This window comes from Marinobacter vinifirmus (assembly GCF_002258215.1).
Lineage (GTDB): Bacteria > Pseudomonadota > Gammaproteobacteria > Pseudomonadales > Oleiphilaceae > Marinobacter > Marinobacter vinifirmus.
This window is the reverse complement of the sequence record NZ_NEFY01000014.1, coordinates 25,514-39,143: the sequence shown is the minus strand read 5'-3', so window position 1 is coordinate 39,143 and position 13,630 is coordinate 25,514. Positions and strand designations below refer to the sequence as shown.

The following is a 13,630-nucleotide window of genomic DNA, read 5'->3' as shown; positions in this document are numbered from 1 at the left end:
AGATGTGATTCAGATCAAACGTTCACCGCGTCGATCCGCAATTCCTTGGGCATGGAAAACACAATATTCTCTTCCCTGCCCGCCACTTCCTGCGGCTCTTCCCCACCCAGTTCCTTCAGGCGGTTAATCACCTCGGCTACCAGCACTTCCGGGGCGGATGCACCGGCGGTTACGCCTACGGCCTGCTTGCCTTCCAGCCATTCAGGATCAATCTGGTCAGCTTCATCGATCAGGTAGGCGGGGGTGCCCATGCGTTCGGCCAGTTCCCGCAGGCGATTGGAGTTGGAGCTATTGGGGGAGCCCACCACCAGCATCAGATCACAGTCACCGGCCAACTGTTTGACGGCATCCTGCCGGTTCTGGGTGGCGTAGCAAATGTCGTCTTTTCGGGGGCCTTCGATTTGAGGGAACTTGGCGCGCAGGGCGTCGATTACCCGGGCAGTGTCGTCCATGGACAGCGTGGTCTGGGTCACGAAGGACAACCGGCTGGGGTCTTTTACTTCCAGTTTCTGGACGTCGGCTTCGTCTTCCACCAGATAGATGTCGCCGCCGTTGCTGTGATCGTACTGGCCCATGGTGCCTTCCACTTCCGGATGACCGTGGTGGCCGATGAGGATGCACTCGCGGCCGTCGCGGCTGTAGCGCATCACTTCCATATGCACTTTGGTGACCAGCGGGCAGGTAGCGTCGAACACTTTCAGGCCGCGCCGGGCGGCTTCGTTCTGTACCGTCTGGGAAACGCCGTGGGCACTGAAGATCACCAGTTTGTCGTCGGGCACTTCATCCAACTCGTCGACAAAGATCGCGCCCCGGTTGCGCAGGTTGTCTACCACGAATTTGTTGTGGACCACTTCGTGGCGTACGTAGATGGGTGCTCCGAACACGTCCAGCGCGCGGTTTACAATTTCGATGGCGCGGTCTACGCCGGCACAGAAGCCACGGGGGTTAGCGAGTCGGATTTGCATAGTCAGTGTGTCGGCCCTGCTGGTTCAACGTCGATAATCTGCACTTCAAACTGCAGTGTATGCCCTGCCAGCGGGTGATTAAAGTCCACGTCTACCTGGTCGCCCTCTACCCGTTTGACCACGCCGGGCAGTTCCTGCTGACGCGCGTCGGCGAAGGACACCACCACGCCGGGCTCCAGCACCATGTCGGCACTGAACTCGTGGCGTTTGAAGGTCTGCACGTTGCTGGGGTTGTGCTGGCCGAAGGCTTTTTCCGGTGGTACTTCGAAGGTTTTGTGATCACCGGCTTTCAGGCCCATCAGGTAGGCCTCGAAGTTTTCCGGCAGGTTTTCGTCGCCGATGTCCAGGGTCGCTGGCTCGTTATCAAAGGTAGAGTCTACGGTTTCGCCGTCTTCAAACTTGAGGGCGAAGTGCAGTTTTACACGGGTTCCTTTGTCGATGGGCAGTTCTTTCATGGCAATCAGTTGCTCCGGTTGGCATCACCGCTGCCGTCAGCGGGTTTGCGGAATGCGTCAATGATCATCATGGCAGCGCCGATGGTGATGGCGGTGTCGGCCAGGTTGAAGGCCGGGAAGTGCCAGTCCTGCCAGTAGAAATGCAGGAAGTCCACCACGTAGCCATGCACCACCCGGTCGTACACGTTGCCGATGGCGCCACCGAGGATCAATACGATGGCGATGGCGGTCCAGGTTTCATAGGTTTTGAGCTTTCTCAGCCAGCCCACCAGCACTACGCTGACCACAACAGCGAGGGTCACGAAGAACCAGCGCTGCCAGCCGGCGGCGTCCGCCAGGAAGCTGAACGCCGCGCCGGTGTTGTGCAGCAGCGTCAGGTTGAAGCTGGGCAGCACCGGTACCGGGTTACCGTAGGTGAGCATGGCGGTGGCCATGGCCTTGGTGCCCAGGTCGATGGCGACCACCAGTACTGCCAGCCACAACCACTTCAGTTTGCTGCCTGCCCTGCCCTCAGTCATTACCGCGTCCATCAGGCGTAGGCGCGGGTTTCGCCCGGGCCTTCCACGTTGGTGACGCAGCGGCCGCACAGGTCGCTGTGCTGCTCGTTCTGGCCCACGTCTTCACGGTGGTGCCAGCAGCGCTCGCACTTGGCGTGGGAAGCCGGGGTTACTTTCACCAGCAGGCCTTCCACGTTGGTTTGCTCCACGCCAGCCGCCTCACTCACGGGTTTTACCGTGGCTTCGGAGGTGATCAGCACAAAGCGCAGCTCTTCACCCAGGTGGTTCAGGCGCTCGGCCAGGCTACCTTCGCAGTACAGAGTCACTTCCGCGCTCAACGAGCCTTTGATTTCACCACGGGCGCGGGTTTCTTCCAGGCACTTGTTGACGGCTTCTTTTACCGCATAGATTTCGCGCCAGTAGTCGCGGCCCAGTTCGAAGTCTTCCGGCAGGGCAGTCAGGCCTTCGTACCAGGTTTCGTAAAACACGGTGTCGCCGCGCTTGCCCGGCAGGTGCTGCCAGATTTCATCAGCGGTGAAGCTCAGGATCGGGGCAATCCAGCGCACCAGGGCTTCGGCTACATGATAGAGCGCGGTCTGGCAGGAACGTCGCGCCAGGCTGTCGGCCTGGGTGGTGTACTGGCGGTCCTTGATGATGTCCAGGTAGAAGCCACCCAGGGTGGCTTCACAGAAGTTGTACACCTTCTGGTAGATCCGAAGGAAGGCATAGTTGCCGTAGTCTTCGTGCAGCTCGTTCTGCAGCTGCAGGGCACGGTCGACCATCCAGCGGTCCAGGGCGATCATGTCTTCCGGCGCTACCATGTGCTGTTCCGGATCAAACCCGGTCAGGTTGCTGAGCAGGAAGCGGGCGGTGTTCCGGATGCGGCGGTAGCCGTCTGCAGTCTGGCGCAGGATGTCCTTGGAGACGGTCATCTCGCCGCTGTAGTCGGTGGCGGATACCCACAAGCGCAGGATGTCGGCACCCAGTTCGTTCATCACTTCCTGGGGGGCGATCACGTTGCCCATAGACTTGGACATCTTGTGGCCCTTGCCGTCCACGGTAAAGCCATGGGTCAGCACCTGCTTGTACGGGGCCACGCCGTTCATGGCGATGGAGGTTTTCAGGGACGACTGGAACCAGCCACGGTGCTGGTCGGAGCCTTCCAGGTACATATCGGCCGGGAACTGGCCCAGTTCCTCACGTACCCGCAGTACGGAGTCGTGGGTGACGCCGGAATCAAACCAGACATCCAGGGTATCCAGGACTTTTTCGTACTGGTCGGCGTCTGCGCCCAGCAGTTCGTTCTGGTCGATGTCGTACCAGGCGTCGATGCCACCGGTTTCCACCGCCTCTGCCACTTTCTCGATCAGCTCCTGGGTGTTCGGGTGCAGCTCCTGGGTTTCCTTGTGGATAAACAGGGTGATCGGCACGCCCCACGTACGCTGACGAGAAATACACCAGTCCGGGCTCTGCTCGAACATGGCTTCAATACGGTTCTGGCCCCAACCCGGAACCCAGCGAATGCCCTTGATGGCTTCCAGGGCATCGGCGCGCAGGTTGAGCTTGTCCATGCTGATGAACCACTGGGGGGTAGCCCTGTAGATCAGCGGGGTCTTGGTGCGCCAGCAGTGCGGGTAGCTGTGGCGGAATTTCTCGGAGCGCACCAGTTTGCCTTCACGCTCCAGGGCGGCACAAACCGGCTCGTCGGCCTTGTACACGTGCACCCCGGCAAATTCGCCAGCGGCTTCGGTGTAGGTGCCGTCAGCCTTCACCAGGTTGAGGGTGCCAATGCCGTATTCCTTGCCCACCACGAAGTCTTCCATACCGTGGTCTGGCGCGGTGTGTACCGCACCGGTACCGGCGTCCAGGGAGACGTGGTCGCCCAACAGCACCGGCACCTGCTTGTCGTACACCGGATGGTGCAGCAGCTGGTTTTCCAGGGCAGAGCCGGCCACGTTGGCCAGCACTTTGTAGTCTTCCACGCCCCAGCGGGCCATGATGCCCTGTACCATGTCGGTGGCCAGGATCATGCGCTCGGCGCCGTGGCCCACATCTACCTGTACCAGGGCGTATTCGATATCGGCACCGATGGATACCGCCTGGTTGGCGGGGATGGTCCAGGGGGTGGTGGTCCAGATTACCAGGGAGACATCGCCCTCGCCTTCGCTGGTTCCGAAGGTTTTCAGCACGGCGTCCTGGTCGACGGCGGTAAAACGCACGTCGATCTGGGTAGAGGTTTTGTCCTGGTATTCAACTTCGGCTTCTGCCAGTGCGGACTGACCAACCACACTCCAGTAAACCGGCTTGAACCCACGCACCAGGTGGCCCTTGGCCACGATCTTGCCCAGCGCCCGCACGATGCCCGCTTCTACTTTCGGGTCCATGGTCAGGTAGGGCTTGTCCCACTCGCCCATCACGCCCAGGCGAATAAAGTCGGCTTTCTGGCCTTCGATCTGCTTGGTGGCGTAATCGCGACAGGCCTGGCGGAAGGTTTTGTAGTCCACCTTTACGCCGGCCTTGCCGATTTCCTGCTCTACCTTGTGTTCGATGGGCAGGCCGTGGCAATCCCAGCCGGGCACGTAGGGTGCGTCAAAGCCCATAAAGCTGCGGGATTTCACGATCATGTCTTTCAGGATCTTGTTGACCGCATGCCCGATGTGAATGCTGCCGTTGGCGTAGGGAGGGCCATCGTGCAGGATGAACTTTTCCCGGCCTTCGCGCTGCTTGCGCAGGTTGCCGTACACGTTCAGGTCCTGCCAGTGCTTGAGCATGTCCGGCTCGCGCTTGGCCAGGTTACCGCGCATGGGAAACGCGGTTTCCGGCAGATTCAGGGTATGCTTGTAGTCGCTCATGTCTTTGTGCGTACTCTTGGTTGGTCAGTTGAATCAGGTTTCCGGCGTGGCGGGGTTATCCGCCAGCCAGGCCCGGGCGTTGTCGAAATCCCGGGCGATCTGTTGGCGGAGTTCGTCAACAGAGTCGAATTTCACTTCGTCCCGCAGGCCATGGCGGAACACGACTTCCAGGTGCTGGCCATAAAGTGTGCCAGCAAAGTCGAACAGGTGCACTTCCAGCGACGGCCGCTTGCCGTCGACCGTGGGGCGCAGGCCGATGTTGGCTACACCATCGCACCATTCGCCAGTTTCCAGCCGGGCCCGCACCACATAAACGCCCCGCAGTGCCGGCATCTGGTTCAGTAAAATATTGGCGGTGGGCGCGTTGAGTTGCCGGCCCAACTGGCGGCCATAAACGATGCGGCCATGGATGCGGTAAGGATTCCCAAGCAGGCGCTCGGCCTCTTCCAGGCCATTCACATTCAGGGCATTGCGCACCCGGGTACTGCTGACACGCTCGCCATCAACGGTCACTGTACGGGTGTTCTCCACCGTAAAGCCCCGCTCCTGCCCCACGCTTTGCAGCAGTTTGAAATCGCCGGCCCGGTCGCAACCGAAGCGGAAGTCGTCACCCACCACCAGGTGACGAACACCCAGGCCGCTGACCAGTACATCTTCAATAAAGCCCATACCGGAATAGCTGCGGAAGGTTTCATCAAAGCGGATGCACAGCACCACATCCACGCCTTCGGCCAGCAGGGCCTCGAATTTCTGGCGGAATGGCATCAGCCGGGGCGGTGCTTCATCGCCCTGGAAGAATTCCCGGGGCTGCGGCTCGAAAATCATCACCACCGACGGCACGCCCAGCTGAGAAGCTTTCTGTTTGACCTGATCGATAATGGTTTTATGGCCCAGATGCACGCCATCGAAGTTGCCGATGGTGGCCACGCAGCCGCCGGCCAGCGGGGAACCCGCTTGCCCGGACAGGCGCTTAAGATTGGTCAGGCCTCGAATCAGACGCATGTACTGCGAACCTTAACTTGCCAGCTGGCTTTTTGGCGCACCGGCCCGAGAGGCGATACGCTGGTGAGAAAACGCGCGATTATACCCCATGCAGGGGTATGGTAGAAATCTTGCGGCGGCTTACTTCTGGCGGAATTGGCGAACCCGCACGCCCACCAGCGCCAGCGCCACGAAATAGGCCCCAACTCCGGCCACCACCAGAATGCCCATATCGGTTGCCCGCTGCAGGCCGCTGGCCGCCAGCCAGTCGGCTACCGGCACATTCAGCCAGAGCACCACAGCCGCCAGAGCGGCATTGGCCACGGCCAGCTGCACCAGGAACTTCGGCCAGCCGGGCTGGCTTTTCCAGGCGCCTTCCTTGCGCAGCCCACGCCAGAGCAGGTAACCGTTCAACCAGGCCGACATGGATGTAGCCAGCGCCAGCCCGGCGTGGGCCAGGGGCACAATTAACGCCAGGTTGAAGGCCATATTCGCCACCATGGCGATCACCCCGATCTTGACCGGGGTTTTGGTGTCTTCCCGGGAGAAAAAGCCCGGCGCCAGCACCTTGATCAACATGAATGCCAGCAAGCCGGCGGAATACGCCCGAAGACTCTGGGCGGACATCGCCACATCCCGGTCGGTCACTTCTCCGTAATGGAACAGGGTGGCAATCAACGGCTCCGCCAGCAGGGCCAGTGCCACGGCCGCCGGAAGGCCGATCAACAGAACGGCCCGCACGGCCCAGTCCAGGGTTGCAGCAAACTGGTCTTCCGAAGCTGCCGCGTGCTTGCGGGACAAGCTGGGCAGAATGACCGTGGCGATGGCAATACCGAATACACCCAGCGGCAGCTCAGACAACCGGTCTGAGTAATACAGCCAGGACACGCTGCCGGTTTGCAGGAACGACGCCAGCACCGTGTCCAGCAACAGGTTGATCTGGCTGACCGACACGCCGAACAACGCCGGAGCCATCAACTTGAGAATCCGGCTGACACCCTCGTGTTTGTAGTCCACCCGGGGCCTGGGCAGCAGGCCCAGGCGCATCAGGAACGGTAACTGGAAAAACAGCTGCAGGGCACCGGCGATGAAGACACCCCAGGCCAGTGCCATTACCGGCTCATCCATTACCGGAGTCAGGAAAATGGCGGCGGCGATCATGGCCAGGTTCAGCAACACCGGGGTAAACGCAGGTACCGCAAACCGGTCGTAACTGTTCAGAATGCCGCCGGCAAAAGCGGTCAGGGAAATCAGCAACAGGTACGGAAAGGTAATACGCAGCATTTCGCTGGTCAGGGCGAATTTGACGTCATCATCCAGGAACCCCGGGGCAAACACCGCCGTCAGTACCGGCGCACCAAGCATGGCCACCAGCGTAACCGCCAGCAAGACCAGCCCGAGGGAGCCGGCCACTGCATCCACCAGGCGCTTCACTTCGGAGATATCCTGGTTTTCCCGGTAAGACGACAACACCGGTACAAAGGCCTGGGAAAACGCCCCTTCGGCGAACAGGCGGCGCAGGAAGTTGGGAATCTTGAACGCCACGAAGAAAGCATCGGCCCCGGCACCCGCCCCGAAATAGCGGGCAATCACCATATCCCGCACCAGCCCCAACACCCGGGAAAGCATGGTCATGATGCCGACCACGCCGGATGAGCGCAGTAATCCCGGCGCTTTCGGGGGTTCCTGAACGGGAGGCTGTTGGTCTGTTGGTCGGGGTTCCGAAGACATGGTTTGAGCGTCCAGAATACCGGCTTCGGGCCGGGGTGGCGTTTCGGTAATCCACAAGGCGGGGCTTGTTGCGGGCCCGGGCCCCGTGAGACGATGCGGGAGTGTACCACAGGCCTCCGGAGCAGAGGGATTACCGGAGGCTTCGGCCTTGACATTTCGGGCGTTCAGCGGCATAGTTCCGCGTCATTTATTTCGACGCGCTGGTTTTGGCGCGCCCGCGATCTAAACATATTCGATTTTTTAGCAACGAATTTCAGGAGTTTTACGGTGGCAAATTCCCCGCAAGCCAAAAAGCGCGCTCGTCAGAACGAGAAAAACCGCAAGCACAACGCCAGCCTGCGTTCCATGGCACGTACTTACATGAAGAAAGTAGACGCCCAGATCAAAGCTGGCGACTACGAAGGTGCCCAGGCAGCCCTGAAGCAGGCCCAGCCTGTTCTGGACAGCATGGTCAACAAAGGCATCTTCGCCAAGAACAAGGTTGCTCGTCATAAGAGCCGCCTGAACGCCAAGATCAAGGCCCTGAAAGCTGCCTGATTCTTGCGCTCATAAAAAAACCGGCCTCGTGCCGGTTTTTTTGTGCCTGAAATCCGGCTGAAACGCCGGAAAAGCCTAGACCACCACCAGGTTATCCCGGTGAATCATTTCCTCATCGGAAACATAACCCAGCACGTCTGAAATACGATCACTAGAGCGACCGGCAATCGCCCGGGCCTCGTCGGCATCGTAGTTCACCAGCCCGCGGGCAATTTCCTTACCGGCCAGATCGGTGCAGGACACCATCTCGCCCCGGCGAAACTGGCCGGTGACCGCTTTCACACCTACCGGCAACAGGCTTCTGCCACCCTGACGCAGCACTTTTACCGCGCCGTCATCCAGGGTCAGCTTGCCACGGGTTTGCAGGTGGCTGGCAATCCACTGTTTGCGGGCGGCCATTCTGCCCTGCTCCGGAAGCAACAGGGTACCGATCACATCGCCCTGACGCAGGCGGGCAATGGCATGCTCGATGCGACCACCCACAATCACGGTAAAGGCACCGGAGCGGGCGGCCAGCCGTGCTGCCCGAAGCTTGGTGAGCATACCTCCACGCCCAAGCGCACCGGCACCGCCGCCGGCCATGGCGTCCAGGTCCCGGTCTTCGGCTTTGCGCTCGGTGACCAGTTCGGCGTCTTCGTGCTTGCGGGGGTCTTTATTGAACAGGCCCAGCTGGTCGGTCAGGATGATCAGGCCATCGGCCTCGATCAGGTTGGCCACCAGCGCGCCCAGGGTGTCGTTGTCACCGAAGCGGATTTCGTCGGTTACGACCGTGTCGTTTTCGTTCACGATCGGCACCACGCCGTAATCCAGCAGGGTGCGTAGGGTGCTGCGGCCGTTCAGGTAGCGTTTGCGGTCGGAAAGATCGTCGTGGGTGAGCAAAATCTGGGCGGTATGGATGTCGTGGCGCTTGAACTGGGCCTCCCAGGTTTGCACCAGGCCCATCTGGCCGACCGCCGCAGCCGCCTGCAGTTCGTGCAGATGCTGGGGCCGGGTTTGCCAGCCCAGACGACTCATGCCTTCAGCGACTGAACCGGAAGACACCACCACCACTTCGACACCTTCGCCGATCAGTTCGGCGATCTGGTCAACCCACAGCCCAAGGGCTGCCACATCCAGCCCTTTTCCGTCGTTGGTAAGCAAGGCACTGCCGATCTTGATAACCAGGCGACGGGCCTTTCGGAGCTGGAGGCGTTCACTCATGGTAGCGGTACTGTCTCTTCAGATTGTTACTCGGGGGCGTAGACCACTTCAACGTCGTAATCGTCGTCGTCAAAGTCGTCATCTTCATCGTCTTCACGGGCGGCGCGGCGGGCCTTGCGATCTTCCTCGATCTTGGCACGGGCCTCTTCGTCCATCCGGCAACGGCGGGCCGCTTCCTGCTCGGCGAAGTCCGGGTTCTCGGCTTCGGCTTCCGCCTGTTCTTCAATCCAGCGCATGACTGCCTGAACCAGGGGCTTGGTGCCTTCACCGGTCAACGCAGAAACCCGGAACACCGGGCCATCCCAGCCAAGCTCGGCCACAATGGCCTGGCAGTGCGCCTCGCGGTCTTCTTCCGGCACCATATCCACTTTGTTCAGCACCAGCCAGCGCGGGCGGCTGGCCAGGGTTTCGCTGAACTTTTCCAGTTCGTGGGCGATAGCCTTTACCGCTTCAACCGGGGAGGAGCCGTCATAGGGCGCCACATCCACCAGGTGCAACAGCAAGCGGGTACGCACCAGGTGTTTCAGGAAACGAATTCCCAGACCAGCGCCTTCAGCGGCACCTTCAATCAGGCCCGGAATATCGGCAATCACGAAACTCTGGTGCGCCTGCACACTGACCACGCCCAGATTGGGAACCAGTGTGGTGAACGGATAATCCGCCACTTTCGGACGGGCCGCGGAAACAGAGCGGATAAAGGTGGACTTACCGGCATTGGGCAACCCCAGCAAACCAACATCCGCCAGCACTTTCAGCTCCAGGCGCAGGTTACGCAATTCGCCTTCAGAGCCCTTGGAGGTCTGGCGCGGCGCGCGGTTAACCGATGACTTGAAGCGGGTATTGCCCAGGCCGTGAAAACCACCCTGCGCCACTTTCAGGCGCTGGCCTTCCTTGGTGAGGTCACCCAGAACTTCGTGGGTATCCATATCCACCACGGTGGTACCAACCGGTACCGGCAACACAAGGTCTTCGCCCTTGGTGCCGGTGCAGTTGCGGCCGGAACCGGGCTCGCCGTTCTGGGCCTTGTGTTTGCGCTGGAAGCGGTAATCGATCAGCGTGTTCAGGGCGCTGTCTGCTTCCAGGTAGACGGAACCGCCATCCCCGCCGTCACCGCCGTCCGGGCCGCCTTTCGGCACGTATTTTTCCCGCCTGAAACTCAGGCAGCCATGGCCGCCCTTGCCGGCTTCAACAATGATGGTGGCTTCGTCTACAAATTTCATACGCCAATTGCCTTTGCATAAACTAAAAAGCCCCGCAGCCTCATGGAAGCTTTGCGGGGCTCCGGATTCACCTGAGGGCTGATCAGATCAGCATATCAGGCAAACCCATGGTTCGACAGAACCGGATCGCCGCTGCTTACGCAGCCGGAACGATGCTTACGAACTTGCGGTTCTGCGGGCCTTTGGTTTCGAACTTCACCTGACCTTCCGCTTTCGCGAACAGGGTGTGGTCCTTGCCAATGCCTACGTTGCTGCCAGCGTGGAAACGAGTGCCACGCTGACGGATGATGATGCTGCCTGCAGTTACAGTCTCGCCGCCGTAGCGCTTGACACCAAGTCGTTTAGACTCGGAATCGCGACCGTTACGGGTACTACCTGCTGCCTTTTTATGAGCCATTACCAGCCTCCTTCATTAAGGGGTTATTCGAGGGCTTAGCCCTGGATACCCGTGATCTTTACTTCAGTAAACCACTGACGGTGGCCCTGACGCTTCATGTGATGCTTACGACGACGGAACTTGATGATGTTGATCTTGTCGTGACGACCGTGGCTAACCACTTCAGCGGTAACCTTGGCGCCTTCAACTACCGGAGCGCCAACTTTTACGTCGTCGCCGTTGGCAACCAGAAGAACACGATCGAACTCAACAGAGCCGCCGGTTTCAACTTCCAGCTTTTCCAGCTTCAGAGTTTCGCCTTCCTTTACACGGTGCTGCTTACCACCGCTAACAATAACTGCGTACATTCATAGTCTCCGCGATTGACCCATCCCTGCTCTTATCCACCTGGTTCTAAGGGAAGCGCTCTGGCGACCCTATTGCAGGGAGCGCAGGTTGGGATGAGTTGGGCGCGTGATTGTACGAAAAGCCGCCGGGCAATACAAGCCGGATTCCGGTTCAAGTTGACACTGTAGGCAGCAATACCTAGCATTGCCGCGACCTGCCCGAAAACTCAACGAAAACACCAGCAAGGGACGTTTCAGCCCGATGACAGCCCAGCGTATCCATGACACCGTGGCGGATGACTTCAGCCGCGTTAATGACCTGATTATCAAGCGGCTTGCCTCGGATGTCCCGATGGTGGAAAAAATCGCCCACTATATTATTGAGAGTGGCGGTAAGCGCCTGAGACCCTTACTGGTTTTGCTGTCCAGCCGGGCCGCGGGCTACGGCCAGGACGACCACCTGAAGCTGGCAGCTGTCATTGAATTCCTGCACACCGCCACCCTGCTGCACGACGATGTGGTGGACACCTCCGACATGCGCCGGGGCCGCAGTACCGCCAACGCCAAGTGGGGCAACGCGCCGAGCGTGCTGGTAGGTGATTTCCTGTATGCCCGGGCCTTCGAGATGATGGTGGAGCTGGAAAGCCTGCCGATCATGAACGTGCTGTCCCACGCCACGGCGGTGATTGCCGAGGGCGAGGTGATGCAGCTGATGAACGTGAAGAACCCGGACCTCACCGAAGACCAGTACATGGTGGTTATCCATAACAAGACCGCCATGCTGTTCGAAGCCTCTTCCCACACCGGCGCACTGCTGGCCGGAGCGGACCCGGAACAGGAAGCCGCCCTGAAAGACTACGGCAAGCACCTGGGCCTGGCATTCCAGCTGGTGGACGACGTACTGGATTACCTGGGCGATGCCGAAGCCATGGGCAAGAACGTGGGCGACGACCTGGCCGAAGGCAAGACCACCCTGCCCCTAATTTACGCCATGGCCAACGGCAACGACGAAGAGCGCCAGCTGATTCGCCAGGCTATTCGCAAGGGTGGACTGGACGACTTGCCGAAGGTTCTGGACATCGTGAAGGCCTCCGGCGCCATTGAATACACCATGGCCAAGGCGAAAGAGCAGGCGCAGATCGCGAAAGACCTGCTGGCCTGCCTGCCGGAGTCCGAGCACCGGCAATCACTGGAACTGCTGACCGAAGTGGCGGTGGCCCGGGTCAGCTGAGTTGCCAGACTTCCGCACGCGGGGCTGGTAGGGCTTTCCAAAACACGCTGTAAAGACCTCCCTGTCCCGCTCGAGCTCCGCCATCCCTGGCTCCGCACGGTTTTGGAAAGCCCTACCAGCCCCGCGCGCTTATTTCTCAGTAAGCTCAGGTCAAATCATCACGCCCATGCGGCGAACTAAAATCCAGCTCTGGCCCCACCGGCACAATCTGGGTAGGGTTAATAGTGCGCTGGCTCACGTAGTAATGCTGCTTGATCTGGCGGATGTCCACGGTCTCCGCCACGCCCGGCACCTGATACAGCTCCCGCAAATATCCGGACAGGTTCGGATAATCCCGAATCTGCTGGCGATTGCATTTGAAGTGGCTGTAATACACCGCACCAAACCGGATCAGCGTGGTGAACAGCCGCCAGTCGGCTTCGGTGATCTGGCTGCCAGTGACATAGCGCTGGCCCCCCAATTTCGCTTCCAGCCAGTCCAGTGATTCAAACAGCGCCTTGTAGGCCTCTTCGTATTTGTCCTGGGCGGTGGCAAAACCGGCCTTGTATACGCCGTTGTTGACCGTGTCGTACACCCGCTCGTTTACTGCGTCGATTTCACTGCGCAGGCTTTCCGGGTACAGGTCCAGATCCGCATTTACGCCATCCAGCTCATTAAACGCCGAATTGAACATGCGAATGATATCGGCGGATTCATTGCTGACGATGGTTTCCCGCTGCTTGTCCCACAGTACCGGCACCGTCACCCGCCCTGAATAATCTGCCGCCGCGCGGGTGTAGACCTGGTGCATGAACTCTGAGTTGTACAGATGGTCCTGGTGCTCCGCATCCCCGGGCCGGAATTCCCAGCCGTTCTCGACCATATCCGGATGCACCACAGACACACCGATGTGCGGCTCCAGGCCTTTCAATTTCCGGAAGATCAGGGTTCGGTGCGCCCAGGGGCAGGCCATGGATACGTACAGGTGATAACGGCCGCTTTCCGCCGCGAAACCACACTCACCCGCTGGTCCGGCGGAGCCGTCTGGTGTCACCCAGTTACGGAAGCGGGCGGCTTCACGCTCGAACTTGCCGCCGGTTTTGTCGGTGTCGTACCACTGGTCGTGCCATTTGCCGTCTACTAGTAAGCCCATGCGGGACTCCTTGTTTTTGGCCACGGAATCCATATATGGATTCCGCGGCAAAGAATTTCTACAACCTGAGGACAGACTAACCCCTGCCCTGCTACGCTGATAGCAA

At 59.9% G+C, this 13,630-nt stretch carries 13 protein-coding genes; 2 read left to right on the top strand and 11 right to left on the bottom strand.

Annotated elements, in window-relative coordinates; genetic code table 11:
* Window positions 1–14 precede the first annotated feature (14 nt).
* The 6 genes from ispH to murJ all read right to left on the bottom strand — a co-directional run bounded on the left by ispH (window position 15) and on the right by murJ (window position 7,481).
* Complete coding sequence (gene ispH / locus B9Q17_RS14350; RefSeq protein ID WP_094625723.1) at window positions 15–965, bottom strand: 4-hydroxy-3-methylbut-2-enyl diphosphate reductase; 951 nt, start codon at window positions 963–965, stop codon at window positions 15–17.
* A 2-nt stretch (window positions 966–967) separates the two neighbouring features.
* A complete protein-coding gene (gene fkpB / locus B9Q17_RS14345) occupies window positions 968–1,420 on the bottom strand; it encodes an FKBP-type peptidyl-prolyl cis-trans isomerase (protein WP_094625722.1) in 453 nt (150 codons plus the stop codon).
* Between the two features lie 5 nt (window positions 1,421–1,425).
* A complete protein-coding gene (gene lspA / locus B9Q17_RS14340; protein ID WP_094625721.1) occupies window positions 1,426–1,950 on the bottom strand; it encodes a signal peptidase II in 525 nt (174 codons plus the stop codon).
* On the bottom strand, window positions 1,950–4,769 hold the full coding sequence (gene ileS / locus B9Q17_RS14335) for an isoleucine--tRNA ligase (RefSeq protein WP_094625720.1): 2,820 nt from the start codon (window positions 4,767–4,769) through the stop codon (window positions 1,950–1,952). Before ileS ends, lspA begins: the two co-directional genes overlap by 1 nt.
* A gap of 33 nt (window positions 4,770–4,802) precedes the next feature.
* On the bottom strand, window positions 4,803–5,771 hold the full coding sequence (gene ribF / locus B9Q17_RS14330; protein ID WP_094625719.1) for a bifunctional riboflavin kinase/FAD synthetase: 969 nt from the start codon (window positions 5,769–5,771) through the stop codon (window positions 4,803–4,805).
* A 120-nt stretch (window positions 5,772–5,891) separates the two neighbouring features.
* Window positions 5,892–7,481: a murein biosynthesis integral membrane protein MurJ gene (gene murJ, locus B9Q17_RS14325; RefSeq protein ID WP_094625742.1), complete on the bottom strand. Its 1,590-nt coding sequence runs from the start codon at window positions 7,479–7,481 to the stop codon at window positions 5,892–5,894.
* A gap of 267 nt (window positions 7,482–7,748) precedes the next feature.
* Here murJ and rpsT point away from each other — a divergent pair, with 267 nt between their 5' ends.
* Window positions 7,749–8,018 (top strand): 30S ribosomal protein S20, encoded by a 270-nt coding sequence (gene rpsT, locus B9Q17_RS14320; RefSeq protein ID WP_022987757.1) that lies wholly within the window; start codon window positions 7,749–7,751, stop codon window positions 8,016–8,018.
* Window positions 8,019–8,093: 75 nt separating this feature from the next.
* Here rpsT and proB read toward each other — a convergent pair whose 3' ends face one another.
* The 4 genes from proB to rplU form a co-directional block, all read right to left on the bottom strand.
* Complete coding sequence (gene proB / locus B9Q17_RS14315) at window positions 8,094–9,218, bottom strand: glutamate 5-kinase (RefSeq protein WP_094625718.1); 1,125 nt, start codon at window positions 9,216–9,218, stop codon at window positions 8,094–8,096.
* 26 nt (window positions 9,219–9,244) lie between these two features.
* Complete coding sequence (gene cgtA, locus B9Q17_RS14310; RefSeq protein WP_094625717.1) at window positions 9,245–10,438, bottom strand: Obg family GTPase CgtA; 1,194 nt, start codon at window positions 10,436–10,438, stop codon at window positions 9,245–9,247.
* Window positions 10,439–10,574: 136 nt separating this feature from the next.
* The gene (rpmA, locus tag B9Q17_RS14305; RefSeq protein ID WP_022987754.1) at window positions 10,575–10,835 is read right to left on the bottom strand and encodes a 50S ribosomal protein L27; all 261 of its coding nucleotides are present in this window, start codon (window positions 10,833–10,835) and stop codon (window positions 10,575–10,577) included.
* A 35-nt stretch (window positions 10,836–10,870) separates the two neighbouring features.
* Window positions 10,871–11,182 carry a 50S ribosomal protein L21 gene (rplU, locus tag B9Q17_RS14300; protein ID WP_094625716.1) on the bottom strand — a complete coding sequence of 104 codons (312 nt, stop codon included), beginning with the start codon at window positions 11,180–11,182 and terminating at the stop codon, window positions 10,871–10,873.
* Between the two features lie 241 nt (window positions 11,183–11,423).
* On the opposite strand from rplU, the gene ispB reads away from it, so the two are divergent.
* Window positions 11,424–12,392, top strand: a complete 969-nt coding sequence (gene ispB, locus B9Q17_RS14295) for an octaprenyl diphosphate synthase (RefSeq protein ID WP_094625715.1) — start codon at window positions 11,424–11,426, stop codon at window positions 12,390–12,392.
* A 145-nt stretch (window positions 12,393–12,537) separates the two neighbouring features.
* On the opposite strand, the gene B9Q17_RS14290 is transcribed toward ispB, so the two are convergent.
* Window positions 12,538–13,524 (bottom strand): glutathione S-transferase family protein, encoded by a 987-nt coding sequence (locus tag B9Q17_RS14290; protein ID WP_094625741.1) that lies wholly within the window; start codon window positions 13,522–13,524, stop codon window positions 12,538–12,540.
* Between the last annotated feature and the right edge of the window lie 106 nt (window positions 13,525–13,630).